This window comes from Woodsholea maritima DSM 17123 (genome assembly GCF_000382325.1).
Taxonomy (GTDB): domain Bacteria; phylum Pseudomonadota; class Alphaproteobacteria; order Caulobacterales; family Maricaulaceae; genus Woodsholea; species Woodsholea maritima.
The window spans coordinates 127,440-154,281 of sequence record NZ_KB908060.1; the positions used below are offsets into that span (position 1 = coordinate 127,440).

Below are 26,842 nucleotides of genomic sequence, written 5' to 3' on the forward strand. Positions count from 1 at the left end.
CAGCCTAAAATGAGAGACACAATGTCTGAACTTCAAACGCCTCCATCGGGGCAACAAAACGCAGCCCTACCCTTGTTTTTCCAGAACCCTGTTGTTCTTTCTTCTCAAGCTCATAAGGATTGGCGCTTGAAAGCAGGGGGGTATGGTTTCACAGAACAGAGCGTGAGCGTGCCTGTTTCTGTTAGTGAATTTTCTGCAGCTGGGCGTGATTACCCGATCGTTTTTGCCGCCAATAATGCTGCGCCGATTGTGCTTTTAGGATTAAAGGACAAAAACCTGTCTATCGCAGATGGCCAATGGGATGAGGCGCTGTATATCCCGGCGTATATTCGGCGCTATCCTTTTGGCGCGGTGCGCGTTGATGAGACCTCTGAGCCGGTGATGATGATTGATGCGGCTAGCGAGCGTGTTGTTCAAGCGGATGCCCAATCACCTTCAGATGAAGGGATGGCTTTGTTTGATGACCGCCAGCCTTCAGATTTCTTGAAAAAAATGCTCTCCTTTTGTGAGCAGTTTCATAACGATGCGATGCGTACTCTCGCCTTTAGTGAAGCTTTGAAAGAGGCGGATCTTTTGGTGGACCGGCGCGCGGATGTCACCTTGCCCAATGAAGGGGGCAAGCTGGGTGTGGCAGGATTTCAAGTGATTGACCCTGAGCGTTTTTCCAACCTTGATGATGCGCGTGTCCTCGATTGGCATCGCAAAGGCTGGTTGGGGCTTATCCACCTTCATCTCACATCCCTGGAACGGTTCCAATCTTTGATGCGCCGTCAATCGCGTCTGGGCTAATCCGTTCCTCGCCCTGTTCAGGCCGCCCCCCTGCTGGGCAGGGCGCACAAGGCCCCGTCGATTTCAGATCGGCGGGGTCTTTGCTTTATTGGTGTATAATCAAGTCTGTGATGTTTCATAAGCACACCAAGTTGGTGGATTGGGGGCTTGCAAGCCCATCATTTCAATAATGTTGGACGTGGTGAGTAAATGTGCTTGACCTGAAAGACTAAGGCCTAGTGCGTGTATCTTAATCTTGCTGTTGGGTCTCGGCAAACGCCTTCATATCCATCTAGACGATTTCCCAGACATAGCCATCGGGGTCTTCAATCGTACGATTGACCATGAAGCCATGATGTTGGGCGGGCTTGGCTCGGGATTGCCGCCAGCCTGAATGCCCGCTTCGAGGGTGGCGGTGACGGTGTCACGGCTGTCGGTTGTGAGGGCGAGCAGGGCTTGGCTGTCTTTACGCACATCCCCGATAGGGCGCTGGTTAAAGTGGCGATAGCGTTCAGACCTCAGCATCATGACCGCGAAGGTTCGGTGAATTTCATATTGGCCGCCCCTTCGTCGCTGAATTGCGGATCAAGGCTCACTAAGGGCTTCATAACAGCGGGTGGAGGCCGCTAGATCACGTACGGGCATGTTGATAAACAGCCCTTTTGCCAGGGTAAGATCTTTTCAAAGGCTTTCAGGGCGTGAATAATCTTGACGTCAGGAAAGTATACTTGAAGTATCTTATTATCAAGATATGAATTTATGGAGCCGCTTTATGGATCGTGCGCAATTGGCGATTGATCAATGGGCCAAGGAACGCCCGGAATTGCCGAGCTTACCCATGGCCTTATGTGGGCGTTTGTTGGAGGCAGGTGACCGGGTTTTACGTGATCATCTCAACCCGCTGTTTGCCGAAGACGGCTTGCAGCCGGGTGAGTTTGATGTGCTGGCGACGCTACGCCGCTCGGGCGCGCCTTATAAACTGTCACCGACCCGGCTTTATGAAGCTGCGATGATTTCATCGGGCGGGATGACCAACCGTCTGGATCGGTTGGAAAAAGCGGGCCTGATTGAGCGCCAACCCGACCCCAAGGATCGTAGAGGGAAGTTGATCGCGTTGACTGAGGCGGGCTGGGCCTTGATCGACGGCTTGATCGCACGCCATGTTGCCAATGAGCAAAGGCTATTGAGCGTGTTGAGCGCGCAGGAACAGGTGGAGCTTGATCGTATTCTTGCTAAGCTCATCAAAGGCTTGATTGATAACCCGTGCGATTAAGTCTTAGCTGCATTCATAGGCATAATAGCCGGTGGTGAGGCGCTTGGCGGTGCGCCCAGCGCCTTTTAATGCGGCCACGGCCTCTACTGAAAGGCGGCAATAGGGCCCCCGGCAATAGGCGACGATGTCTTGATCGCGGGGCAATTCGCTTAAACGCGCGCGTAGCTCTTCCAGCGGGATATTGATCGCGCCGGGGATATGGCCTTCAGCATATTCGGCTTCGGGGCGAACATCGAGCATGATGACATCGCCTTCGCTCAAGCGGGTATGAAGATCACGCCGTGATATGCCTTCCAAGGGGCGAACCTGGCTTTCGCCGTGACCGGGGAGCAGGCTGGCCCTCTGTTGGCGTTGATAGCTGCCCATATCGCGTAACGCACACAGCATTTCAAATACCGGGCCATCGCCTAGGCGATAAAAGACCTGTTTTCCCTCGCGCCGGGTTTGCACTAGCTGTGCACGTTTGAGCTGTTGTAAATGCTGCGAGGCATTGGCCAAACTAAGGCCGACCCGCGTGGCCAGGGCCTCAACGGCGCTTTCATCCTCGATCAACGCATCCAGCAGGCTGAGGCGATGTGGGTGCGCGATCGCGCGCGCCAAATTGGCGAGGTGGTCTTGTAAGTCTGGGGGTGTGGTGGCGGAGGGCATTGACAGGGCCTTATTTTGAAGTATCAATCAATGAAATAATTGAATGATGGATTGGTGTCAAGATCCGACCGCAATCCACTTTGTGAGGGTTTGTGGCTATGATATTGAAACTTATGTATCTCTCTGTTGTTTTGGGTGTTGGCGGCACAGTGATTATGGATCTGTGGGCTTTGTTTCAGGCCAAGGTGTTGAAGCAACCGGGGCTAAATTATGCGATGGTGGGGCGGTGGTTGGGACATATGCCGCGGGGTAAATTTATCCATAGTCCGATTGCGGCCTCAGATCCTATTCGCGGCGAGGCGATGCTGGGCTGGGGCTTCCACTATCTGACAGGCATTATCTATGCGGCTATTATTTTGATGATTTGGGGGGTGGCATGGGCCAGCGCGCCGACCCTATTACCGGCTTTGATTGTCGCCTGGATTGGCTTGCTTGCGCCGTTTTTCTTAATGCAACCAGGATTAGGGGCTGGAATTGCCGCGTGCAAAACGCCCAAGCCCTGGTTTGCGCGATTTAAAAGTTTCATCACCCACACCTCTTTTGGTGTGGGTTTATATCTCACCGCTTTGGGATATAGCGCGCTCTTGGGGGTGTAGCGCCTTTTTGACCTGGGGCAGAATGCGGCGCGAGACAGGCAGGCGCACGCCGCTCGAAAGGCTTAATTCGCCTTGACCGCTGTCATGACGCACAAGCTTTTCGATGATGCGCGTATTGACGATATGGCTGCGGTGGATTTTCAAAAAGCTGGCAGGCAGGGCTTCGCCCAGCTTGGTCAAGGATCCATTGTGCAGCAGAGTGCGCCCTTCGATCAGGTGAATTTCGACATAATCGCCCGCTGCGCTGAGATGGCTGATGCTGTCGGCCGGAATGCGGTGCAATTCACCAGTGGAGGAGAGGTCGATATAGCACGGGCTGGCGCTCTCCTGCGCGAGATCGAGGGCGATTTGCAGCTGATGGGCGCGGGCCTGCTCGTTGCGGCGCAGGGCTTGTTCACGCACTAGACTGCGTGCATGCAAGATAAACAGCACCGCCAATACCCCTAACAGCATGAAATAGAGATAGGCATCTAAAAACTGCCCTGCGGTGAGAAGGCCGAGGGCAACAAAGCTCCCTAAGGTGGCGGCCAGGATCAGGCCCTCGCGGTGAACGCGATAGCCCGCCCAGGCACATAGGCCAAAGGCGACACTAGTTGGCATAATGAGAGCGATCAAAGTTTTGCCGTCAAAACCTGGGGTGAGGAGGATGGCGCAAAGGGTCAAAAGCCCGCTCGCAATCACAATGCTCGCACCGGCCCAGGGATGGCGAGGAGCAAAGCGCACGGTCACTGAAGCCAGGACAATCATCGTGAAGATGAAGGAGAGGGCCAAGATCGCGATTAGGCGAACATCTTGAAAGGGGTAAGCATAACCGATCAATCCGCGTGAGGTTTCTAATAACAGCTGCGCCAGCGCGATGAGAGAAAGCGCGCAAAGGGTGAGCGATTGAGTGCGCTGCCAGCCTAAGATTGCGGCCCCGCCAAAATAGAGCGCGGCGAGGATAAATCCGCCCAGGGTTAAAAAGCTCGCCGAATAAAGCGATAGGATCATGGCCTTGGGGTCGCCATAGGGGGTAATGCGCATTAATTGAATGGGATGGGCCAGGCGTGAAATACCGTGCTGAGCAGATATTTCTAAGACCAGCGTGTTCTCCCCCGCGCTCAGTGTGGATTTATCTAGAAAGATGACACCATCAATGGCTCCGGGGCGTTCGGCGCTGGGGCTGTCACCGGGCACCCCATTTTCCCCTTGCCGCTGACCTTTGATAAAGAGCCGCGTGGATTGCTTTCCTGAAATGAAAAAGCCTAAAGGTCGGGGCTGGGCCAAGAGCGCTTCGGGGATGTCGATTGTTATTGCGACCCAGAGATGGCGTCCTTGTGGGTCCAGCGCATTTAGGCTGATTGCCTGACATTCCGGCGCAGCAAAATCGGCGGGCGGGGCGGTGTGATCGGGTGCGACCGGGCATATCTGGATCTGATCCTGGAAGCGCGCGCGCAGGTTTTGCGCTGCGCTCATCGTGCTCACCGTGAAGAGCGTGATAACCGCGCTCATGAAAATGCGCCAAAGGCTGACCGTTCGTGGGCCCATCATGACCGTTCGCCGATAAAGACCTGCAAAGATTGGATCATCCATCACACTTGCCGCTCAATACCACATCATGTCAAGCGTGATCGGATCAGGAGGAGACGGGGAATGAAGACTGTATTGGGGATGGTTTTAGCGACCAGCTGTGCGCTGGCGGCGCTGATGGCACCGGGCGCTGGGGCGCAGATCGGCAATGAGGTGGCCATCACATTTGAGGCTGATAGCGGAGAAACGACGCAGGCCTTTCGCGGTACGATTGAAGTGCCGGAAAACCGCAATAATCCAGATAGCCGCATGATTGAACTTACCTATGTGCGCTTTGCGGCGACAGGCGATCACGCGGGGGTGCCCATTGTATACCTGGCCGGTGGGCCGGGGGGCTCGGGCATTCGTACGGCGAAATGGCGGCGCTTCCCGCTGTTCATGGCGATGCGGGCCTATGGCGATGTTATTGCACTTGATCAACGCGGAACGGGTCAATCGGGCAATGGGCTTTCAGACTGTACCTCTAGTCTTCGCGAACCGGATGATCAGGTGATGCGTGATGGACAGATCATCGCACATTATCGCGCGGCTATCCGTGAGTGTGCCGATCAATGGGCGGGCGCGGACTTTGACATGCTGGGCTATACGACGGTGCAAAATGTCGCCGACTTAGAGGATGTGCGCACACATTTTGGAGCGGATAAAATCACCCTGTGGGGTATTTCCTATGGCTCACACATGGCTTTGGCCGCGCTCAATCAAATGCCTGAGCGCCTTGATAAAGTCGTGATCGCCAGCGCCGAAGGCCTGGATCAAACGATTAAGCAACCGCGCTATGATCGGGCTTTAATGGCGCGCTGGCAGGCGGCCATTGATGCCGTGCCCAGTTTGAAGGCGCAATTTCCAGATATTGTCGATTTGATCACGCGGGTTCATGCGCGCCTGGACGCGGAGCCTGTAACGCTGGAGATCGCACAGGAAGGCGCCGCCACCTCGACTATGATCCTTCAGCGCCGCCATTTGCAGGACATGATGTCCTACGTCATTGGTTCGCCAGAGCATTTTTTACTCGTTCTTCAACTTTACCAAGCGCTGGACGCGCGTGAGGATCAGGCTTTCTCAGATACCTATGGTCAGTTTTTTGAGATTAATGAGCCTTTGAGCTTTTCACCGATGTCGGCTTTGATGGACATGGCCTCTGGGATTAGCGATGCTTCGCGTGAGAGTTTTGAGCGTGATTATCCCAGCTCTCTGGTAGGACCTTATCTCAATATTTACGCCTATTCGGGTTTTGGTGTGGTTAAGGGGTTGGATCTGGGGGATGGCTTCCGCCAGGATCCGGTGAGCGATATTCCGGTCTTGTTGATTTCTGGCAGTTTGGATGGTCGAACGATGTTGGAAGAACAGCGCCAAGCCGTGCGTGGACTATCAAACCTCACCCATATTGTGGTGGAACATGGCGGGCATAATGTCTTTATGCTCTCGCCAGAAATTACGACACGGATCGAAGCCTTTATGGCCGGTGAACCGGTCAGTGAGGATCCGATTGTGGTGGCGTTACCGGGCCTTGAGTAAAAGCTGAAGGGGGCGTACGCCCCCTTCAGTCTTGTATTTAAACGACTTCCATATCCACGTTTTCGCGCCGGGCCTGGGTGAGGAGGCTACACCACCAGGCCAAGCGTTTGAGCATCAGGTCCAGCGCTTCATCTGCGCCCTGGGGGCTGGTCCATTGGCCATGATCATCCAGCCCGCGCCAGGGATAGGCCAGGCTGAGGCTTTCGCGCATAGCAATGGCATCAAGTCTGGCCAGAACGCCGCGTAAACGCTCCAGCGCGCGAAGGCCGCCGGATTGGCCACCATAGGAAACAAGGCCGACGGGCTTAGTTTTCCATTCCATATAGGCGCTATCGATGATGGCTTTCAGGGTCGCGCTATAGCTGTGATTATAGTCTGGGCACAGAATGATAAAGCCATCTGCCTTATCCAGCTGGCGTGACAAGCGCAGGGTGGCGCTGCAGGCGGGTTTCAGCGGGGTCAGCGGCAGGTCATAATCGCGTGGATCAATGATTGCCACGGTGAAGCGGGGGTGATCGGTGAGGGCCGCGATCAGCCAGCGCGCGAGAATGTCACAAAAGCGGTCTTCACGCGCGCTGCCGTAAATCAGGGCGAGAGTGTGTTTGGGCGTGGTCATGGGGCTCCCCCTTGTCTTTGAAGCCTTGAGACGCTACGACCTCAACTAAGGTTGAGGTCAAGCGCGGAACTGCACAATGTCAGAAGCGAAATCATCTCCACTTTCTAAGGAGTTGTCGGTGGGTGAGGTCGCGGCGCGCGCAGGCGTTACGATCTCGGCTTTGCACTTTTATGAAGGCGAGGGCCTGATAAAGGCCCACCGCAATGGGGCTAATCATCGGCGCTATCCCCGTGCGGTCTTGCGCCGGATTGGCGTGATCAAAGTCGCCCAAAGCGCGGGCATCCCCTTGAAGGAGATTAAAGCGGCACTGGCGGCCATTCCTGTGGATCGGGCCCCGACGGGGGCCGATTGGCGCCGTGTTGCCCAAGGCTGGCAGGCTGATTTGACAGACCGAATTGATAAGCTGACGCGGCTGAGGGATCAGCTGGTGGGCTGTATTGGCTGTGGGTGTTTGACCACAGGCCAGTGTCCGTTACGCAACCGCGATGATGTCTTGTTTAAACAGGGGCCAGGCGCTCAACTCCTGGATCCCGGTCCTAAATCCGATGAGGTTTGAGGGGATATCTCGCTTGGGCGTAGATGCGCAGGGACGAGAGCCCACAAATGAGTGATTTTTTCAGGATTGCGTACCACATAGACGCCCTGGACCTTGCCCTCGGCAAGTTCAAGGGCTGTGGTTTGCAAGGTGCCATCGGTTTCCAGGCTTAAGCGCCCCTCCAGCCCATTGATCTGTAGGGGCATGGACCAGAGCGGGGGTTGAATGTCGCCCTTACGGACCAAGCCATGAAAGAAGCGTGCGATTTTGTTGCCGCTCTTGATGATGTTCAGTGCTGCGGTTTTGATGCCGCCCCCATCGGTATAGAGATTGGCTTCGCTGTGCAGGATCTGGGTCAGGCCGGCTAAGTCTCCGCTTTGACAGGCGGCAAAGAAGGCATTGGTGAGGGTGCGCGCTTCGCTCTGATCGACATCAAAGCGCGGCTTGGCGCTTTGCACATGGGTGCGCGCGCGTGCCGCCAGTTGGCGACAGGCCGCAGGTGTGCGTTCCAGGCTTTGGGCGATGGCGTCATAATCCATGTCGAAAATATCATGCAGCAAAAACGCCGCGCGCTCTAAGGGCGTCAAACGCTCCAGCGCCATCATCAAGGCCATGGAGGCGTCTTGCGCGCGAATATGGCTCAGCTCCGCGCTTGGTTCGATCTGCTCATGGGTATGGATCAAAGGCTCAGGCAGCCAGGGGCCGACATAATGCTCGCGGCGATGGCGTGCTGAGCGTAAACGGTCCAGGCATAGCCGGGTGATCAGGGTGGACAAATACGCCTTGGGGTTCAAAATGTCCTCATCCGGGCGGGCGTGCCAGCGCAGATAGGTGTCTTGAACCGCGTCTTCGGCCTCGGCGACCGATCCCAACATGCGATAGGCCAAACCGAACAGATGATGGCGGTGGGTGTGAAAGCTGTCAGGATCGTGCGCCATATCTCTAGTCCTTAGACGATTTCGGGCTCAACCGGATGGATGGGGCGGAAGGCCACACCAAACCGGTTCCAGGCATTGATGGTGACAACCAGTAAGGTCAGCTCAACCACTTCGCTTTCTGAAAACATCTCGCGAACGGCGGCGAAACCTTCATCCGAAATGGTGGCCTCTGACAAGCGGGTCAAGGCTTCGGTCCAGGCCAGCGCGGCGCGTTCGCGCTCAGAATAGAGTGGGGATTCCTGCCAGGCATCGAGCAGGTAATAGCGCGTTTCACTGTCTCCAGCTGCGCGGCCATCACGCGTATGCATGTGCAGGCAGAAGGCGCAGCCATTGATCTGCGAGGCTCGCACTTTGACCAGTTCGACCAGTTTTTTCTCCAGGCTGGTGTGGTCACTGTGCTCTGAGAAGCTCAGCATGGCCTGCATGACTTTGGGATTGGCATTGAAATGATTGATCCGGGGTTTCATGGGGAGGTTCCTTTTTCTCAACTGTTATGACTAAGACGCGATAGGGCCTCGTCCTGTGACATCAGGGCTGAAAAAAGCTGGAAAATGTCTGGGGCTGTGTGAAAGCGAAATAAAAACGAAGGCAAAGCTGAGGGGGTATCTGATGGTGAGGGTTTGTGAGCCCTATGTGGGAGCAAAGGAGATCGCCATGACCCAAAACTCAACTCAGCCCTTTGCCCGTCCGCGTCCAGCGCCCGAATGGCACGTGGAAAGCTGGCTCAACACCGATCAATCGCTCAGCTTAAAGGCGCTGCGTGGGAAGGTGATTGTGCTGGAGGCGTTTCAGATGCTGTGTCCGGGCTGTGTGCAATCCAGCCTGCCGCAGGCCAAGCGGGTGCATGCGCTCTTCTCTCACGAGGAGGTCGCGGTGATTGGGCTTCACACGGTGTTTGAACACCATGACGCAATGACGCCCACCGCGCTGAAAGCCTTCGTCAAAGAAAACCAGTTGAGCTTTCCTATTGGCATAGATCAAGGCGTTGAGGGCGAGATGTTACCCGCGACCATGGCGCGCTATAATATGCAAGGCACACCGACTTTGGTGTTGATTGACCGTAAGGGCGATCGCCGCGCCCAGCATTTCGGGCATATCCCGGATTTGCAGTTGGGCGCGGAGATTATGGCATTGATGAAAGCGGGCTAGGCCCTCTTTACGCTGAGTTATGTGACCAAGCGTGAGCGAGGCCGAATACTGGTCGCGATATCGCGCGCCAAACGCGGGGCATCAATGGGCGAGATATTGGCAATACTGACCCGAATGCCCGGTTTGGAGCGCAGGCGGAAGGGATGGCCGGGTTGAACCGCCCAGCCCGAAAGGGCGAGCGCCTGCACCGTATCGGCTTCATGGGGCACATGGATCCACACATGAAGACCGGTGCCATCCCAGGTCTTGATCTTCAGGTCACTCAAACAATCACGCAGGGTTTCGCGGCGTAAATGATAGGCGGCGCGGGCCGCTTCCAGGCGGGGTGTGTGGCGATCATCGGACCATAGCCAGTGGACGGCGCGTTGAATGATATGGCTGACCCAGCGTGGCCCCAGGATCTGCGCGCGCGCCATACGGGTGATAATCCGCTCACTGCCCGCGCAGACCGCCAGACGGAAGTCTGGGCCCAGAGGCTTTGAGGCGGAACGAATATAAAGCCAATGCTCGACATCTTGAAAGGCGAAGGGCAGGGGGTCGCCGGTCAGCGCGCCCCAATGGTCATCAAAGATGAAGAGGGTGCGCGGTGAGTGTTGGGCCAGATCACGAAGCCCTTGCAAGGTCTCCTGGGTATAATCGACGCCTGTCGGATTATGGGCACGCGGCGTCATGATGACGGCGACGGCGGTTTTCAGACGCTTTTCAAGGCTGTTGAGATCAATTCCATCCGGCGTCATTGCCACAGGCTCAATACGCAGACCCAAGGCCCGCACCAGCGCCAGAATCGGCGGCCAGCTGGGATCTTCCACCAGAACGGTATCTCCAGCATGGGCATGGGCGCGCAGCGCGCGCTCCAGCGCATCTAGGGAGCTGGACATAACCGCGAGATGATCGGGCGGAATACCATCGCGGCGCAGGCGCGCCTTGAGCCATACCGAAAAGCCCGGATCAATACCGCCGACTTCATAGCCGATGGGTTGATAGGGTAGATGCTTAAACGCGCTGGCTGGATCGGGCAGGAAATTCACATCCACATTGCCCGATGCACAATCAACAACACCTTCGGCCATCGGCTTGGCCAATGCGTCATAGGGCAATTCGATATCATTGACCCAGGTGCCTGCACGTCCGCTGGACTGGACAAGGCCTGCATCGCGAAGGCGTGCATAGGCCGAGGCCACGGTATTATGATGTACGCCCAGGACCTTAGCGGCTTGACGCACAGGGGGAAGGGTGTCGCCGCCGTTCAAATGGCCATTGCGAATAGCATCTTCTATTGAATCGGCGATCTGGACAGCGCTGCTGCCCGTCATGTAAAGTTTGTCCATGGTCATAACTTAATTTGTCATGTGACAAAACGCAAGGGGCTTTGTCTTGAAAACCGCAATTGCCATTCGCCACATTCAGTTCGAAGATCTGGGCGGATTTGAACCGGCCCTGAAATCTGCCGGGTATCAAGTCCATTATTATGATGTTGGTGTGCACGATTTATGGACGATAGAGCCCGTTAAAACCGACCTTATCATCCTGCTGGGCGGGCCTGTCGGGGCTTATGAGGGCGCGATCTATCCCTTTATTGATGAGGAGATAGCTTTAGTGCGTACACGCATGGCTGCGAACCGGCCAACTTTGGGAATTTGTCTGGGCGCACAAGTGATGGCGACTGCGCTGGGCGCGCGGGTGTCACCGGGCCAAGACAAGGAAATCGGTTTTCATCCTGTGACATTGTCACAAGCGGGTAAGGACAGTGTGCTCGCTCCCTTCATTGACGCGCCGGTAACCTTGCACTGGCATGGCGATAATTTTGATCTGCCGGCGGGGTGTGAAAGCCTCGCCTCCACCGCGCTGTGTCCCCACCAGGCGTTTCGTAAGGGACGTAATATTCTTGGCGTTCAATTTCACCCGGAGTTTTGCGCACCAGAGATGGAGCGCTGGCTGATCGGGCATGCGCATGAGCTGTCCCACGCCAAGATTGATCTAGGTCAGTTGCGCCGTGATTGCGCGCGTTTTGCGCCAGAGCTGAAAGCCAAAGCCCATCAAGTGATGAGCGCTTGGCTCCAACAATTGGAGTTTTAGGGATGGATCAGCCCAAGCGTCACTATCCTGGTGCCCAAACGGTGGAGGATATTCGCGCCAATCTGGCCGCGGTTGAGGCGCGCATTACGGCCGCCTGTCAACGCGCCGGGCGGGCGCGATCAGAGGTGATTTTGCTGCCCGTCAGCAAAACCGTAGAGATTGAGCGGCTAAAGCTCAGCTTGGCAGCAGGGTGTACTTATCTGGGCGAAAACAAGGTGCAGGAAGCGCGGCTGAAGGCAGAAGCCTTGAGCGCTTATCCCATTCGCTGGTCGGTGATTGGTCATCTACAGAGCAATAAAGCCAAATATGTCGCGCGCTTCGCCCATGAATTTCAGGCGCTGGATAAGCTTTCAACGGCGGAGGTTTTGGATCGTCGCTTGGAACATGAAGGGCGCAGCCTGGACGTTTTTATTCAGATCAATTCTTCCGATGAAGCCAGTAAATATGGTCTCCATCCCGATGAGGCCTTGGCGTTGCGCACGCTTTGACGCCGTTTTCGCATCTCAAAGTCAAAGGTCTGATGACCCTGGCGCTGTTCAGTGATGATGAAGTCCGGGTGCGCGCATGTTTTCGCCGGATGCGTCACGTTCAGGCGCGCCTTCGTCAGGACGGGCCGCCCGAGCTTAGCTATGATCAGCTCTCCATGGGGATGTCAGGGGATTTCGAATGGGCCATTGAAGAAGGGGCCACTTTAGTGCGGGTCGGTCAGGCGATTTTCGGCCCGCGCCCCTTGCCCGATGCCCATTATTGGCCTGGAATGGGCGGTTAAACCCGCGCTAGCGCTATCTCTGCCACAGGTGAGGGGTTTTTGCCGCATTGTCTATTCCCGAGACCAGAAATCAGTCTATGCTGCGCGAAACATGGCGAGGGGACGCGCATGACAGTCTTAATCATCGGCTTGATCTTGTTTTTGGGCATACACTCGGTTCGCTTACTGGGGATCCGCGAATTCTTGCTCGCGCTCTTTGGCGATGGTCTTTACATGGTCATCTATTCGATCATCTCCACCATCGGCTTGGTCTTCATTGTCTATGGCCATATCCTGGCCCACCCTTCAGAGGTGTTGTGGTATCCGCCGGAGCTGGGCCGTGAAGTGGCGTTGATTGCCATGCCGATCGCCTTCATTTTGTTGATCGCGACCTATGTGCCCAGCCATATCCGCTCGATTATTCGCCATCCGATGATGTTGGCGACGGTGTTATGGTCGGGCAGCCATGTGGCCGCCAATGGCACTTTGGCCGGAACAGTGCTGTTTGGATCTTTCTTCGCATGGTCTGTTTTGGCCAGTATTCAGGCTTATGCCCGTGGCGGCACATTTAAACACTCTGGTGGGTTTTTCTCTGATCTTATTGTTATTGTTGTGGGTTTGGCCGCAGCGGCTTTGGTGGCGCACTTCCATATGAATATTTTTGGTGTTGCGGTGTTCGATGTTGCATCCAAACTCGGTGAGTGGGGCATCTTACCTATCGAAGCCCCCTAGAAGAGGGGCTCCATAACAATAATCTCTGATAGGAGAGACATCATGGAAGACGTATTACCTCCCGTGATCATGTGCTTAATGATCCTGGGTATCGTTATTGCTGTGCAAACAGCTGGAACTATCCGCCGTGAGAATGTGCTGAAGACGGTCAGGCAAGCCATTCAATCGGGTCAGACGGTCACCCCGTCCTTTGTGCGCGCGCTCGGCGTTCAATCAGACACCAGCAAGCGTAAAGATCTGAAGGCGGGCTCGATTTTGATCGCCATCGCCTTGGCGATGGTGTTCTTCGGCTATGCGATGACCTTGTCTATCCCTGAAATGGCGATGGATGAAGATGCGCCAAATTTGATGATGATCTTTGCCGGAATCGGCAGCTTTCCCGGGCTTATCGGTTTGGTCCTGATCTTGTTTGGTCTGACCCGTAAAGACGGCGAGACGGATCAAAATTTGAACGATAACGCTTGACGTATCAGCTGAGCGTCGGTGATGGAGCCCAGTGATGACGAGCTAGTCATGTTGGTGAAGGTGGCCTCTGATCAGGCCGCCTTCAGCCAGCTTGTGCGGCGCTATCAGGCGATTGTGCGCGGATTATTGATGCGGCTGTGTGCCAATCACGCTGAAGCCGATGATCTGGCCCAGGACACTTTCATTAAGGCCCATGAGAAGCTGGCGAGCTATCAAGGCGATAATCGCTTCAAGGGCTGGATTTGTAAGATCGCCTACACTGAATTTCTGCAATCGGCCCGCAAGCGTAAATCACGTGCCCGCCTGTTGGAGCGTTATCGCGCGGAACAGGATGATGAAGCGCAACCCGTTTCTGAAACTGCCGGCATGAGCCAGGACCTCGATCGTGCGCTGGGCGAGCTTAAAGGGGATGAGCGGATTTGCGTGGTGATGTGTTATGCCTGTTCCATGAGCCATGGCGACATTGTTGAGGCCACGGGCCTGCCGCTGGGCACCGTAAAATCCCATATCAATCGTGGCCGCGCCAAGTTGAAAGCCTATTTCGCCCCGAAGGAGGTCGCCGCATGAGTGATCATGACCCTTTGAACCCGGATCTGGAGGCGCAAGGCCTTGAGGATGAAGACATGGTCTTTGATGCGCATTTGACTTCTCTGTTCGCTCAAACGGCCCCGGCTGAGGTCGATGAAGCCTTCGTGGCGCGGGTTGAAAACCGCATCAAAGCGCCCTCGCGCTTTCGCACCCTGACCTTGGGCGGTGCAGGCTCACTGGCTGGATTGATCGGCGGCGCGCAATTAGAGCGCCTGTTCGATATTGATTGGATGGCGCTGGAGCAGATGACCGGGTTAGCCATGCCCAGCTATGGACCGCAGCTGTTGGCGTCGATCTGTGTCGGGGGGGTGTTGATGGGCGTTTCGCTGCTGCTTTCACAACGCGCGTAATCGGATTTTTAAAAAACCGACACAAATGTGAGCGCCCCCTATGTGCAAGTGCACAATCCTGGTCTAGCCTCCCCGCCAGGACTGAAAAACGTCATATAAAGATGAAGGGGAGGGGCAGGTCATGTCTCAACACACCCAAACGCGTCGTTTAAGCGTGCCGGATATTTATGCGCGCAAGGGCGGGGAACCGATTGTCGCGTTGACGGCTTATGATGCGCCGACGGCGGCGCTGCTCGATCCGATTTGTGATGTCCTGTTGGTGGGCGATTCTGTGGGCATGGTGGTCCATGGCCTGCCTTCAACTGTGCCGGTGACCCTGGACATGATGATCTTGCATAGCCAGGCTGTGATGCGCACGTCACAGCGCGCGCTGGTCGTCGTGGATATGCCTTTTTCCAGTTATGAAGCCAGTAAAGAACAGGCCTTTGCCAATGCCGCGCGGGTTTTGCGTGAAACCGGTGCAACAGCCGTCAAGGTCGAGGCGGGTTCTTATGTGGCGGACACCATCGCCTATTTGGTGGAGCGCGGCATTCCGGTGATGGGCCATGTCGGGCTTCGCCCGCAAGCGGCTTTGGTTGATGGCGGGTTCAAGGCCAAGGGGCGCAGCGAGCACGAATGGCAAAAGGTGATCGGCGAAGCCAAAGCCGCCGATGCCGCTGGGGCCTTTGCCATCGTGGTCGAAGGCGTGGCTGAGGATTTGGCGGTGGAGATTACCACCACTGTGAAAGCCCCCACGATTGGCATTGGGGCTTCGGTCCAGTGCGATGGCCAGGTTCTGGTCACCGATGACATGATGGGCCGGTTTGAGTGGACCCCGCGCTTCGTCAAGCAATATGGCAATATTCGCGAGGTGATGCGCGAGGCGGCCGAATCTTACGCCAGCGATGTGCGCGCGCGCGCTTTTCCCGGCCCCAATCAGGTCTATGCCCTGAAAAAGTCTTAAATTCAGGGCTAAAAGCATCAAGAAAGCGTATTTTGACCATCCCTAACGGGTGTTCGATATTGCCCCGCGCGTTAGGCGCGGCTAGGGTCCGCATGATTTGATGGAATGCGGCCCCTCTCTGAGGGCTGAGCATGGGACTATGGGGAGCCGACCTTGGCCGATATTTTTGATGAAGTCGAAGAACAGCTGCGTCATGAACGCTATATGGCTTATTTCAAACAATATGGCCCGTGGGTTTTAGGCGCGGTTACGGCCATCGTTCTGGGTGTGGCAGGGTTTGAAGCGTATAAGCACTTCAATAAGGTCGCGGCCGAGCGCGCTTCAGACCAGTATCTGGGTGCGTTAGAAAACCTGGATGCCGGCGAAGACGAAGCCGCCTTGGCGGCCTTGCGTGACCTGGCGACCTCTGGGCCATCAGGATATGGCATTTTGGCGTTGATGCAAAATGCGGCCTATGCGCTGGAACAAGGCAATACGGCGCAAGCGGCGAGCCTTTATCGCGAGGCGGCCACGCGCAGCAATGATCCGATTATTCGCGATATGGCCCGCTATAAAAGCGTTCTGGCTGAGTTTGAAACGCTTTCTTATGACGATGCGGTGATCCGTTTGCGTCCTTTGACCGAAGGCAATGCGACCTATGGCTTGTTGGCGCGTGAATTGATCGGTGCCGCCGCTATGAAGGCTGGGCGCTGGGATGAAGCGCGCGCGCAATACGACATCTTGGTGATCCAGCTGGACGCGCCGGGATTGAATCAACGCGCGCGCGAAGCCTTGGCGCTGATCAATCAAAACGCACCTTTGCCTGCCCCCACTCCCGCCCCTGTTGAGACGTCTCAACCTGCCAGCGTTGAGCCCGCCAGTGATACTACCCATGGCGAGCAAACCTCTGATCCTCTGACTACTTCCACTCAGGAGAATTAAGCGTGGCCCATCACATCAAACGCGGATCGGCCTTGCTGGCCATCCTCCTCGCCAGTGTGTCTCTAACCGCGTGTGGCGCGGGGGAGCGTTTGGGCCAGCTCAATCCCTTCCAGGGTGAAGAAACCGATGATCCGAATGCGCCTGCGGCCTCGCAGCGGATTTCAATTCTGGAATTGCAAGATCGTATCAGCGCCGCTGACGCGACCAATCAGCCGGTGATCTTGCCCACGGCCTATACCAATGATCGCTGGCCCATGGCGGATGGCTATCCCACCCATGCCTTGCAGCATACGCAGGCGAGCGGAAATCTCAGCCGTTTATGGCGTGTGGACGTTGGCACAGGCTCTTCGCGCGGTGAGCGTATGAACGCGCGTCCCGTCTTGTTGGACAATGTCATCTATACTCTGGATGCTGTAGGGCGTTTGTCGGCGCGCAATGCTGAGACGGGGGCGGAGCTTTGGGTGCATCGCTTTGAAGGTCCAAACGACAATGATCGTTATTCTTTCGGCGGTGCGATTGCGGCGGACAGTGGCCGGATCTTTGCCCATGCGGGATATAATTATTTCGTCGCGCTCGATGCCTCAACGGGTGAAGAATTGTGGCGTGCGCAGGCGATTACGCCTTTCCACACTGCGCCGACCGTTTTTAACGGCGTGGTCTATGTCGGTACGGATGATAATGAATTATTGGCGTTGGACGCCAATACCGGCGATATAATGTGGAACCACCGCGGCATCGAAGAAACCGCGCGTCTGTTGACGACGCCAAGTCCGGCCGTCGCCGGTGAGGTTTTGGTTGTGCCTTATACCTCTGGCGAACTTTATGCCCTGCGGGCTCAGAACGGTACGCCCTTATGGTCGGATAGCTTGACCCGTGCGGGTGGTTTGACGCCCATGTCCTCGATCAATGATATCGCGGGCAGCCCGGTGATTATGGGCGATCAGGTTTATGCGATGAGCCATTCTGGCATTCTCGCCGCCTTTGATATCACCTCGGGTGAGCAGATCTGGACACAACCTGCAGGCGGATTGAATGCCCCTTGGGTGGCCGGGGATTATCTCTTCCTGGTCACGACAGAAGCGCAAGTCGTCGCGTTTGAGCGTATGACCGGGGCAATTCGGTGGATTTCTCAACTTGACGTGTATGAAAAGCCCAATAAGCGCAAAGACCGCATCGCGTGGGCTGGGCCGATTTTGGCCGGTAACCGCTTGATCCTGGCTGGGTCAAATGGGGATCTGGTGTTCGTAAACCCTACGGACGGAACTGTCATGGAGACTCGCGATTTGGGCGAGGCGGTGTATATCGCTCCGATTGTCGCGAATGAGACTGTGTATGTTCTCACAGATGAGGCTCATCTGATCGCGCTGCGCTAGCGGAGCATGGATAGACCTTGACCTTACCGGTTGTTGCCGTGGTCGGCCGCCCCAATGTGGGAAAGTCGACCCTTTTTAATCGTTTAGCGGGAAAGCCGCTGGCCATTGTTGATGACCGTCCGGGGGTAACGCGCGACCGGCGCGAAGCGCGTGGGCGCATTGGCGATTTCGAGCTTAAGCTGATTGATACTGCGGGCTATGAAGATAGCGATCACGGTATTGAAGTGCGCATGCGCGCCCAGACCGAGGCCGCCATTGCCGAGGCGGATTTGTGCCTGTTCATGATCGATGGGCGCGAAGGCGTGACCGCGATGGATGAGCTGGTCGGTGAGGTGCTACGCCGCGCCAGCACCCCGGTTCTGTTGCTGGTCAATAAGTGTGAAGGCAAAAAAGGCGAATCTGGCTTCCTTGAAGCCTATAGCCTGGGCCTGGGGGAGCCGATCGCGGTATCTGCCGCCCATGGCGAAGGTATGAGCGAGCTTTATTCAGCCGCTTTTGACTATCTTGAAGGCTTTGGCAAAGATCCGGTGTCGCTGGACGAAGACCTTGATGTCATTGAGAGCGAAACCGATGAGGATTTCGATCCCGACGCCGAGGATGAGGGGATCGCGGATGAGGATAAACCCCCGCTTCGCATTGCGGTCGCAGGCCGGCCCAATGTCGGGAAGTCCACGCTGATCAATTCCCTTATTGGCCAAGAACGTCTGATCACCGGGCCTGAAGCCGGGTTGACGCGCGATGCCATTGCTGTGCCGTGGGAATGGGATGGCCATAAGGTGCGTTTGCACGATACGGCTGGTCTTCGTAAGCGCGGTCGGGTCGATGACCGCCTGGAGCGGATGAGCGCGGCCGATACCCTGCGCGCGGTGAAATTCGCCGAGATTGTCTTGTTGCTGGTGGATGCCGAGCGGCCGTTCGAGAAGCAGGATCTCACCATTGCCGACAAGGTGGTGGAGGAGGGGCGCGGCCTGGTGGTTCTGATTTCCAAATGGGATTTAGTTCAGGATAAGCCAGCGACCTTGCGCTATTTACGCGAAGAATTCGATCGTTTGCTGCCACAAATCAAGGGCGCGCCTTTGCTGCCGATCTCCGCAAAATCCGGCATTGGCCTGAATAAAATTATGCCTGCGGTTATGGCGCTGCATCGCAACTGGGCCGCCAAGGTCAAGACCCGCGATGTGAATGATTGGCTACACGAAATGATTGCGCGCCACCCGCCTCCGGCTGTGGATGGGCGCCGCGTCAAGCCGCGCTATATGGCACAAACCAAGGGCCGTCCGCCGACCTTTGTCTTGATGTGTTCGCGTGCGTCATACCTGCCGGATAGCTATAAGCGCTATTTGATCAATGGTTTGCGTGAAGCCTTCGAGCTTCCCGGAGTGCCGATCCGCTTGATAGTGAAGGGCGGTGAAAACCCCTATGCGCCAAAGAAAAAGCGCTAATCAAAACCTTCTAAAACCCCGGCATGTCCGGGGTTTTATTTTAGCTATGCCTATAGTGAGTTGATTTTCTTCCCGGAAGGTAATTTGTTCATTGCGCTCGCATTTTGGTTGATTATACGAGGCTTTCTCCTTTAGCCTGTAGGGGTCATAAACCTATACAATAATCAAAGGGGAGTGCGTTATGTCTAAGATTGTAAACCGTTTTTCAGGTCTGGTGACCGGTACTGCTTTATGCTTGGGATTGATGATGAGCGTTAGCGCGCCAAGCCAAGCCGATTGGCAGGATGAATGGTGTGATAGCTGGTTCTGGTGTGCGCAAGCCCAGATTTTCCCAGATGGGACGTGGTGCAGCCCTCGTCCACCGGCCTTTTGTCAGGGTGGGCTAACCGATGAAGGCCTAGATACAGAACGCCTTAACGCTATTTTAGAAAAGGTGCGGGCTGAGGACGCTCCCCTTGCAACGCCTATTGTGGATGTTATTGAGGCGTAAGTCTTATAAATTTTGGTTCCCCCGATCAACAGCCAGCAAAAAGCCTCGTCAGAGCGATCTGGCGAGGCTTTTTGAACGTCAAATGCATGAGTGGATTAGGCCTGCGCCTCAACAATCACACCATGGCGAGTTTCTTCAGCGCGGGCCAGTTCCACGAAGGCCCCAACAATGTCATCAGGATGGGGCAGGGTCATGGGATCTTCACCGGGTGCAGCTTTCGCGCGCATGGCGGTGCGGGTTCGACCGGGATCGAGCAGATTGACGCGGACCGAGGTTTCGTCCAGCTCTTTGGCCCAGCTTTGCACCAGAGCATCAAGCGCGGCTTTAGAGGCTGAATAGCTGGCCCAATAGGCGCGCCGGGTTTGCGCGGCGGCTGAGGTGGTGAAGATGGCGCGGCCTGCGTCAGAGGCACGCAGAAGGCCTTCAAAGGCTTTGATGAAGCGTGCGGGTGCGATCACATTGACGGCCAGCACTTCGTTCCAGGTTTTGGCGGTGATCTGGTGGGCAGGTTGTAACACGCCTAAAGCCCCAGCATTACAGACCAGAATGTCCAGCTTACCCCAGCGCGCCGTGATGGCTTCGGCCAGCTTCTCGATACCGTCCGGGCTGGTGATGTCCATCGGCACTAGGGTGCAGCTGCCCCCGGCTGAGGTGATGGCATCGTCCAGCTCTTCCAGGCCGCCTTGGGTGCGGGCGGTGGCAATGATGTGCGCGCCTTGGGCGGCAAGGGCCTTGGCGGCGGCATAGCCGATCCCGCGCGATGCCCCGGTGACCAGCGCAACGCGGCCGTCTAACAGTTTGTGTTCGCTCATGCTTCAACCAGGAAGGATAATTGTTGATCTTTGGACGATTGCGATCGGGTCATATCGACCAAGCGGGTCGGATAATCGCCGGTGAAATAGTGATCGGCCAGTTGAGGGGTTTCATTATTGCGCGCTTCATAGCAGACCGCCCAGTAAAGCCCCTCAACGGAAAGAAAGCCCAAACTGTCCGCGCCCAAATGCTGGCGCATGGTTTCGGTATCATGGCTGGAGGCCATCAGCTCTTCACGCAGCGGCATGTCGATGCCGTAGAAGTCTGGGAATTTGATCGGTGGGCAGGCCGAGCGGAAGTGCACTTCCTTGGCCCCGGCATCACGCACCATCTGGACAATCTTACGCGAGGTTGTGCCGCGCACGATGGAATCGTCGATCAGTAAGACCCGCTTACCGGCCAGAACTGAGGTATTGGCGGCATGCTTGCGGCGCACACCCAGATCGCGGCGCGCTTGAGTGGGCTGAATGAAAGTCCGCCCAACAAAGTGACTGCGGATAATCCCCAGATCAAAGGGCTTGCCAATTTCTTCGGCAAAACCCAACGCGGATGTCATACCGCTATCAGGAACCGGCACCACGACATCAATGTCGGCGGGGCATTCTTGCGCCAGGCGACGGCCCATCCGCTTACGGGTTTCATAAACGCTACGCCCATTCATATAGCTGTCAGGGCGGGCGAAATAGATATATTCGAAGGCGCAGGGACGTGCAGGCTGTTCCGGCGCAAAGCGGCGCGCATCGACGCCTTCATCGGTGATGAAAATCACCTCACCAGGGGTGACATCGCGCAGATAGCGCGCGCCAATCACATCCAGCGCACAGGTCTCAGACGCGAAGACAACGCCGCCATCCAGCTCCCCCATCACCAGGGGGCGAATGCCCAGAGGATCGCGTGCGGCCATCATGATCTCATTGCTCATCGCGACGATGGCATAGCCGCCTTCGATCTGTTGCAGGGCATCAATGAAGCGCTCTTGTGGGGTGGCTTTCTCAGATTTGGCGGTGAACTGGATGATCAGTTCTGAATCTGAGGTCGATTGGAAAATCGTACCTTGGCTGACCAAGTGTTCGCGCAAGGTCCGCGCATTGGTCAGATTACCATTGTGGGCAATCGCCAAACCGCCGCCGCGCACATCGGCATAAAGCGGTTGAACATTGCGCAGGGTCGGCGCGCCGGAGGTCGAATAGCGCGTATGCCCAATCGCCATGGAGCCCGAGAGCCGGTCGAGAACGGCTTGTTCGGTGAAACGCTCCATCACCAGACCTTGATGGCGTTCGCTGTGGAACAGGCCATTGTCATAGCTGGTGATCCCGCACGCTTCCTGACCGCGGTGCTGGAGGGCGTGAATACCAAGCGCTACGAGGACACTGGCATGGTCTACACCGCGCGCGGCAAAGATCCCACATTCTTCGTGGATCAAATCGAGCTCGGTATCATAAGCAAGAATTGGAAAGGTCATCCGTCATCGTCCTGTGATCTGGACTGGATAAGGCTGCCAATTGGATCAGGGTCAAGGGGGGTATCTGTATTTTCTGTATCCTGATCATGTGTCGGCTGGGGGTGAGGGGGTGTCTGCGGGGCAGTTTCTGCATGGCTTTGCGCCGCCCAGGATCCTGAAGGCGCTAAAGATTGCAAGAGGTTAGAGGTTGCTTCCACCAGAGGGTAGATCCGCGCCGTGCGCAGCCATGTCGGGGGTCCCGCAAGGGTGGTATTCTTAAAGACAAGCACAACAAGTCCTAAAAGAATAAGTCCGCGGATCACCCCAAAAACGAAGCCCAGTGTCCGGTCAACCACATTGACATCTTCGCCCTGTTTGACATCGCGCGAGAGCGAGGAGGTCACAAAGCTGACCGCGAGATAAACCAGCACAAAGGTCGAGGCCATCGCGATGATATTGGCCAGCAGATAGGAGGAGGTGAGCTCTAGGATCAGGCCAGCAAAAACCGGGCGGGTCCACAGGGCGGCGAGGGCAGCAGCGATGAAGGCGGTGACGGTCAGGGCTTCGCGGACAAAGCCGCGCGTTAAGGCCATCACGCCGGAGATAAAGATCACGGCAAGCGCGATAATATCAAAGCCACTAAACCCGCTTTCCATGGCCGATCCTTTCACCCCGTTAAACGCTTAACCCCTCAAGCGTCATCGTCTCGCGATTGGCCCCGATCAAGCTGTTCGACCAGAGCGCGTATGGTGTCTATACCATAAATTCGCAGCGTGTCCTGCTCGATCCCAGCAGGCGCAAAGGCTTGCGTGAAGCCCAGCTTAGCTGATTCTTTCAGGCGAAGCTCGGTTCGCCCTACGGGTCGAACATCGCCTGAAAGACTTAATTCACCAAAAACCACGCTGTCACGTGGTAAGGGCGAATCAAAGAGCGAGGAGACGAGCGCCGCCGCAACGGCAAGATCGGCGGCCGGTTCGTTGATTTTAAAACCGCCTGCGACATTAAGATACACATCGCGCCCGCCAAAATTGAGCCCGCAGCGCGCCTCTAATACCGCCAGCACCATGGCGAGGCGGCCTGAATCCCAGCCTACGACCGCGCGGCGCGGCGTGCCGAATGCGGCAGGGGCGACCAGGGCCTGGATCTCAGTCAGGACCGGGCGCGTGCCCTCCATGCCGGCAAAGACGGCTGCGCCTGAGGCATCGCCGCCGCGACCATCCAGGAAGAGGGCGGAGGGGTTTTCCACCTCACGCAGGCCCAGATCGCTCATCTCAAATACGCCAATTTCATCGGTCGGTCCGAAGCGGTTCTTTACCGCGCGCAAGATGCGAAATTGATGACCGCGCTCGCCCTCGAAATACAAAACGCCATCGACCATATGCTCAACCACACGCGGGCCTGCGATCTGACCATCCTTGGTGACATGGCCAACGAGAATGATGGCGGTGTTCCGCTTTTTGGCAAAGCGCACCAGCTCCTGCGCACAGGCGCGTACCTGGGCCACAGTGCCGGGTGCGGCGGCCAGTTGGTCACTCCACAGGGTTTGCACCGAATCGATAATGGCGATGTCGGGTTGTTCGGCTTTTAGGCCATCGAGAATGGTCGAGAGGGCCGTTTCACTGGCCAGGGCCACAGGCGCATCGGCCAGGCCTAAGCGCTTGGCGCGCCGACGCACCTGATCATTGGCTTCCTCGCCCGAGACATAGACCGCCTTGGCCCCATTTTGCGCTAACTTGGCCACGACTTGCAAAAGAAGTGTCGATTTGCCGATCCCCGGATCGCCGCCCACCAACAGCGCTGAGCCCGGTACAATTCCGCCGCCGCACACCCGGTCCAGCTCGCTGATCCCGGTTTGATAGCGTGGCGGGTCTTCGGTCTGAGAGCCCAGATCGACCCAATTCATTTTCGATCGCCGCGCGCTGGCGGGCTTGGCTTTACTGGCGCTGGTGCCCAAGGGGGCAGACGGCGTTTCTTCCTGCAGCGTGTTCCATGATCCGCACGCATCACAGCGCCCGGCCCATTTTGCCTGAACCCCGCCGCACGATTGGCAGACATAGATGCTTTCCACGCGCGCCATGCAAATGCCTTTCTTAGAGTTGAGAGCGCCTTATAGCGCAATCACCGCGATTCGAGAGGGCCGCGCCGCGCCCGTCTCAGCTTAGCCGTGCTGACCGGCGGTGATGAAGGCGCGAACCCGTTCGTTCTCACACGCATCAATCGTAGACAGCTCACCCTGCCAGCGGATCTCGCCCTGATCAATCATCGCCACATCATCGGCGATCACCCGCATGGAGGCCATGTCATGGGTGATGGAAACCGCTGTCGCGCCCAGCTCGCTGACTTGCTGGCGAATAAGATGATTGATGACATCGGCCGTGATGGGATCTAGGCCGGTGGTGGGCTCATCAAAGAACAAGATTTTCGGCTTCGAGACGATCGCGCGCGCCAGGGCTGCGCGCTTCAACATGCCGCCAGAAAGCTCATTGGGGAATTTCTCCCCGGCATCTGCGCCCAGTTCAACCTGGCCCAAAGCCGCGATGGCGCGCGCTTTGGCGTCGCTGCGTTTCACCTTATCGTGTTGGATGAGGCGAAAGGCGACATTTTCCCAGACGGGAAGGGAATCGAACAAAGCTCCGGATTGAAACAGCATGCCGATTTGGGCGATGCCGGGATCATCATGACGCCCGGCTTTGACGGCTTTGCCATCTATCTCCACACGGCCCTTGTCGGGTGCCAGAAGGCCGAGTGCGCATTTTAACAACACCGATTTACCGGTGCCGGAGCCGCCGATGACGACGAGGGAACGGCCCTCTTTAGCCTCTAAATTGAGGCCGTTAAGGACGGTTTTGTCGCCAAAGCGTTTGCAGACATTGGACCAGCGGATTTTTGTGGCGGGTGAATTTGGGGCTTGGCTCATCTTATCCCCCTACACAAAGGCCGAGGTGAGCAGGAAATTGGCCGCGATGATCAGAACGGCGGCTGAGACCATGGCATCGGTGGTGGCCCGGCCCACGCCCTGCGCGCCGCCCTGAGCATTGAAGCCGTGATAGCAGCCCATCAAGGTCAGCAACACCCCGAAGACGCCCGCTTTGATCAGGCCCGAGATGACATCAAAGGGTTCTAAAATGTCCCAGGTGTTCTGGATATAGATCGCGCCAACGAAATCGAGGCGCAAGGTGCCGACCATAAAGCCGCCCATAATGCCGATAATGTCGGCAATCACGACCAGGGGCGGAAGGACCAACAGCCCAGCCAGAACCCGCGGCGCAATCAGATAGCGCACCGGATCGGTGGCGAGGGTGTGCAGGGCGTCAATCTGCTCGGTCGCGCGCATCGCCCCAATTTCGGCGGCAATGCCAGAGGAGACCCGCCCGGCGATCATAATCGCGGCGATGACGGGGCCCAGCTCGCGCACAATACCCAGGGCGACAATATTGGGGACGAATTGTTCAGCGTTAAAGCGCGAACCGCCGGTATAGATATTCAGTGCCAGCGCCGCGCCGGTGAAGAGGGCTGTGAGGCCCACGACAGGTAAGGAGAGATAGCCGATGCGAAACATCTGGCGGATCAGCTGGCCGGGATAATAAGGCGGGATCAATATGGCCCACAGGGCCTGCGCGCCAAATAGGCTGATCGCGCCCAGCGCTCTTAAAAAGCCTAGAACCGCCCGGCCTGTGGCCTGAAAAGGGTAGAATATAATGGACATAAGTCCCCCGGATCATCCTTGCAAAGACGCGTTGTTTGGCGGCTCTGCGGGTTAAGGCGCGCCGCGATAGACCCGCGCCAACCGGCTTCCCAAACGCGTCAGATATTCATAGCCAATGGTATGGGCCGCTGCGGCGAGACGATCAATCTCTCCCCCCAGAATTTCCACGTGATCGCCGACTTTGACATCCAGCCCTGTGACATCAATGACACTGAAATCCATGGAAATCCGGCCCAAAAACGGCGCACGGGCACCCTTGACCAGACCATAGCCGCCCGGACTGGTTGAACGCAGCAGGCCATCGCCATAGCCTAAGGCAATCGTGGCCAGCGTTTTGGCGGCGTCTGTGTGATAGCTGGCCCCATAGCCGACCGGCTGGTCTGGTCCAAGAGGTCTAATTTGCAGGATCGGCGCGCGGATTGTCACCACGGGCTGGAAGGGATGATTATTGAGGCCCACCGGGCTCGCGCCATAAAGACCAACGCCGGGGCGGATCTCATCAAAATGATAGCGCTCTCCCAAGAGGGTGGTCGCGGTATTGGCGAGGCTGAGCGCCGTTTGTGGCAACTGCGAAGTGAGTTCAGTGAACAGAGTATGCTGCGCAGCATTTTGCGCATGCGAAGCTTCATCACCGCACGCCATGTGCGAGATAATGCGCGTGAGACCTATGCCCTCAAAGGCCGACGGGCTGTGTGCCAGGGCGCGCGCATCCTCAGGACTAAAGCCCAGCCGGTTCATCCCGGTATCCAGGAACAGGGCGGCCGCGCCGCCGCCATGGGCCTGAAACGCTTTCAATTGCTCAGGATAATTGATGACGGGGCTGAGACGATGGTGGGTATAGAGATCGGCGAAAGCGGGCCAAAAGCCCGAAAAGATCAAAATCTCTGGCGTTGTGTACCCGGCCGCGTCGAAGGCAATGCGTAGCGCCACGCCTTCTTCCAAGCTGGCAACATAGAAGGTTTTCGCCCCTTCGCGGGCCAGGCGCGGGCCCACGGCCTCAGCGCCCAGGCCATAGGCATCGGCCTTGATGGCGCAGGCGACATTGGATTTCGGGGCCAGGCGGGTCAGGGTGCGATAGTTCGCAGCCAAAGCATCGCGGTCGATGATGACCTCGGCGCGCGGCTGGGCCTGTGTCAAATCCATAGGT

General features: G+C 56.8%; 29 protein-coding genes and 1 pseudogene. 17 read left to right on the top strand and 13 right to left on the bottom strand.

From position 1 onward, the window contains the following. Positions 1-21: 21 nt before the first annotated feature. Positions 22-789 carry a SapC family protein gene (locus H151_RS0112620; RefSeq protein WP_019962026.1) on the top strand — a complete coding sequence of 256 codons (768 nt, stop codon included), beginning with the start codon at positions 22-24 and terminating at the stop codon, positions 787-789. Between the two features lie 751 nt (positions 790-1,540). Continuing rightward, complete coding sequence (locus H151_RS0112630) at positions 1,541-2,041, top strand: MarR family winged helix-turn-helix transcriptional regulator (RefSeq protein ID WP_026354004.1); 501 nt, start codon at positions 1,541-1,543, stop codon at positions 2,039-2,041. A gap of 3 nt (positions 2,042-2,044) precedes the next feature. On the opposite strand, the gene H151_RS0112635 is transcribed toward H151_RS0112630, so the two are convergent. Further along, on the bottom strand, positions 2,045-2,689 hold the full coding sequence (locus H151_RS0112635) for a metalloregulator ArsR/SmtB family transcription factor (RefSeq protein ID WP_019962028.1): 645 nt from the start codon (positions 2,687-2,689) through the stop codon (positions 2,045-2,047). A 98-nt stretch (positions 2,690-2,787) separates the two neighbouring features. Here H151_RS0112635 and H151_RS0112640 point away from each other — a divergent pair, with 98 nt between their 5' ends. Beyond that, entirely contained in the window at positions 2,788-3,285 is a 498-nt protein-coding gene (locus tag H151_RS0112640; protein WP_040759600.1) for a DUF2938 domain-containing protein, read from the top strand. Here the strand turns inward: H151_RS0112640 and H151_RS0112645 are convergent. Then, positions 3,241-4,776, bottom strand: a complete 1,536-nt coding sequence (locus H151_RS0112645) for a LytTR family DNA-binding domain-containing protein (RefSeq protein ID WP_169336758.1) — start codon at positions 4,774-4,776, stop codon at positions 3,241-3,243. The genes H151_RS0112640 and H151_RS0112645 overlap by 45 nt on opposite strands. Before the next feature lie 141 nt (positions 4,777-4,917). On the opposite strand from H151_RS0112645, the gene H151_RS0112650 reads away from it, so the two are divergent. Next, positions 4,918-6,369, top strand: a complete 1,452-nt coding sequence (locus H151_RS0112650) for an alpha/beta hydrolase (RefSeq protein ID WP_026354006.1) — start codon at positions 4,918-4,920, stop codon at positions 6,367-6,369. A gap of 37 nt (positions 6,370-6,406) precedes the next feature. On the opposite strand, the gene H151_RS0112655 is transcribed toward H151_RS0112650, so the two are convergent. After that, positions 6,407-6,985, bottom strand: a complete 579-nt coding sequence (locus tag H151_RS0112655) for an NADPH-dependent FMN reductase (protein ID WP_019962032.1) — start codon at positions 6,983-6,985, stop codon at positions 6,407-6,409. 76 nt (positions 6,986-7,061) lie between these two features. On the opposite strand from H151_RS0112655, the gene soxR reads away from it, so the two are divergent. Continuing rightward, positions 7,062-7,541, top strand: coding sequence for a redox-sensitive transcriptional activator SoxR (gene soxR, locus H151_RS0112660; protein WP_019962033.1), 480 nt, complete (start codon positions 7,062-7,064; stop codon positions 7,539-7,541). Here the strand turns inward: soxR and H151_RS0112665 are convergent. Continuing rightward, complete coding sequence (locus tag H151_RS0112665) at positions 7,502-8,458, bottom strand: sigma-70 family RNA polymerase sigma factor (protein ID WP_019962034.1); 957 nt, start codon at positions 8,456-8,458, stop codon at positions 7,502-7,504. The two genes, soxR and H151_RS0112665, sit on opposite strands and share 40 nt — an antisense overlap. Positions 8,459-8,469: 11 nt before the next feature. Then, on the bottom strand, positions 8,470-8,925 hold the full coding sequence (locus H151_RS0112670; protein WP_019962035.1) for a carboxymuconolactone decarboxylase family protein: 456 nt from the start codon (positions 8,923-8,925) through the stop codon (positions 8,470-8,472). Positions 8,926-9,112: 187 nt separating this feature from the next. On the opposite strand from H151_RS0112670, the gene H151_RS0112675 reads away from it, so the two are divergent. Beyond that, positions 9,113-9,607 (top strand): TlpA disulfide reductase family protein, encoded by a 495-nt coding sequence (locus H151_RS0112675; RefSeq protein ID WP_019962036.1) that lies wholly within the window; start codon positions 9,113-9,115, stop codon positions 9,605-9,607. Positions 9,608-9,624: 17 nt separating this feature from the next. Here H151_RS0112675 and H151_RS0112680 read toward each other — a convergent pair whose 3' ends face one another. After that, complete coding sequence (locus H151_RS0112680; RefSeq protein ID WP_169336759.1) at positions 9,625-10,920, bottom strand: aminotransferase class I/II-fold pyridoxal phosphate-dependent enzyme; 1,296 nt, start codon at positions 10,918-10,920, stop codon at positions 9,625-9,627. Between the two features lie 61 nt (positions 10,921-10,981). On the opposite strand from H151_RS0112680, the gene H151_RS0112685 reads away from it, so the two are divergent. From H151_RS0112685 to H151_RS0112735, 11 genes and pseudogenes are all read left to right on the top strand, one after another. Then, positions 10,982-11,683 carry a glutamine amidotransferase gene (locus tag H151_RS0112685; protein WP_019962038.1) on the top strand — a complete coding sequence of 234 codons (702 nt, stop codon included), beginning with the start codon at positions 10,982-10,984 and terminating at the stop codon, positions 11,681-11,683. Between the two features lie 2 nt (positions 11,684-11,685). Further along, positions 11,686-12,452: pseudogene (locus H151_RS17845) on the top strand (YggS family pyridoxal phosphate-dependent enzyme). A gap of 108 nt (positions 12,453-12,560) precedes the next feature. Beyond that, positions 12,561-13,163, top strand: a complete 603-nt coding sequence (locus tag H151_RS16455; protein ID WP_019962041.1) for an NnrU family protein — start codon at positions 12,561-12,563, stop codon at positions 13,161-13,163. Positions 13,164-13,205: 42 nt separating this feature from the next. Beyond that, complete coding sequence (locus H151_RS16460) at positions 13,206-13,628, top strand: hypothetical protein (RefSeq protein WP_019962042.1); 423 nt, start codon at positions 13,206-13,208, stop codon at positions 13,626-13,628. Positions 13,629-13,676: 48 nt separating this feature from the next. Beyond that, complete coding sequence (locus H151_RS0112705; protein ID WP_233354583.1) at positions 13,677-14,195, top strand: RNA polymerase sigma factor; 519 nt, start codon at positions 13,677-13,679, stop codon at positions 14,193-14,195. Next, the gene (locus tag H151_RS0112710; RefSeq protein ID WP_019962044.1) at positions 14,192-14,566 is read left to right on the top strand and encodes a beta-ketoacyl-[acyl-carrier-protein] synthase family protein; all 375 of its coding nucleotides are present in this window, start codon (positions 14,192-14,194) and stop codon (positions 14,564-14,566) included. The genes H151_RS0112705 and H151_RS0112710 overlap by 4 nt, the downstream gene beginning before the upstream one ends. A gap of 121 nt (positions 14,567-14,687) precedes the next feature. Next, positions 14,688-15,509, top strand: coding sequence for a 3-methyl-2-oxobutanoate hydroxymethyltransferase (panB, locus tag H151_RS0112715; protein ID WP_019962045.1), 822 nt, complete (start codon positions 14,688-14,690; stop codon positions 15,507-15,509). Between the two features lie 153 nt (positions 15,510-15,662). Further along, positions 15,663-16,430 carry a tetratricopeptide repeat protein gene (locus H151_RS0112720; protein ID WP_019962046.1) on the top strand — a complete coding sequence of 256 codons (768 nt, stop codon included), beginning with the start codon at positions 15,663-15,665 and terminating at the stop codon, positions 16,428-16,430. Positions 16,431-16,432: 2 nt separating this feature from the next. Continuing rightward, positions 16,433-17,803, top strand: coding sequence for a PQQ-binding-like beta-propeller repeat protein (locus H151_RS0112725; protein ID WP_019962047.1), 1,371 nt, complete (start codon positions 16,433-16,435; stop codon positions 17,801-17,803). A gap of 17 nt (positions 17,804-17,820) precedes the next feature. Then, positions 17,821-19,245: a ribosome biogenesis GTPase Der gene (gene der, locus H151_RS0112730; RefSeq protein WP_019962048.1), complete on the top strand. Its 1,425-nt coding sequence runs from the start codon at positions 17,821-17,823 to the stop codon at positions 19,243-19,245. Positions 19,246-19,426: 181 nt separating this feature from the next. Then, positions 19,427-19,735, top strand: a complete 309-nt coding sequence (locus H151_RS0112735) for a hypothetical protein (RefSeq protein ID WP_019962049.1) — start codon at positions 19,427-19,429, stop codon at positions 19,733-19,735. Between the two features lie 95 nt (positions 19,736-19,830). On the opposite strand, the gene H151_RS0112740 is transcribed toward H151_RS0112735, so the two are convergent. From H151_RS0112740 to alr, 7 genes are all read right to left on the bottom strand, one after another. Beyond that, positions 19,831-20,547, bottom strand: coding sequence for an SDR family NAD(P)-dependent oxidoreductase (locus tag H151_RS0112740; RefSeq protein ID WP_019962050.1), 717 nt, complete (start codon positions 20,545-20,547; stop codon positions 19,831-19,833). Further along, a complete protein-coding gene (gene purF / locus H151_RS0112745) occupies positions 20,544-22,010 on the bottom strand; it encodes an amidophosphoribosyltransferase (RefSeq protein WP_019962051.1) in 1,467 nt (488 codons plus the stop codon). Before purF ends, H151_RS0112740 begins: the two co-directional genes overlap by 4 nt. Then, entirely contained in the window at positions 22,007-22,645 is a 639-nt protein-coding gene (locus H151_RS0112750; RefSeq protein WP_019962052.1) for a CvpA family protein, read from the bottom strand. The genes purF and H151_RS0112750 overlap by 4 nt, the downstream gene beginning before the upstream one ends. 35 nt (positions 22,646-22,680) lie before the next feature. Continuing rightward, the gene (gene radA, locus H151_RS0112755; protein ID WP_019962053.1) at positions 22,681-24,066 is read right to left on the bottom strand and encodes a DNA repair protein RadA; all 1,386 of its coding nucleotides are present in this window, start codon (positions 24,064-24,066) and stop codon (positions 22,681-22,683) included. 81 nt (positions 24,067-24,147) lie between these two features. Next, positions 24,148-24,906, bottom strand: a complete 759-nt coding sequence (locus H151_RS0112760; protein ID WP_019962054.1) for an ABC transporter ATP-binding protein — start codon at positions 24,904-24,906, stop codon at positions 24,148-24,150. 9 nt (positions 24,907-24,915) lie between these two features. Then, positions 24,916-25,695, bottom strand: a complete 780-nt coding sequence (locus H151_RS0112765; RefSeq protein ID WP_019962055.1) for an MlaE family ABC transporter permease — start codon at positions 25,693-25,695, stop codon at positions 24,916-24,918. A gap of 51 nt (positions 25,696-25,746) precedes the next feature. Then, positions 25,747-26,838 (bottom strand): alanine racemase, encoded by a 1,092-nt coding sequence (gene alr, locus H151_RS0112770; RefSeq protein WP_019962056.1) that lies wholly within the window; start codon positions 26,836-26,838, stop codon positions 25,747-25,749. Positions 26,839-26,842 lie beyond the last annotated feature (4 nt).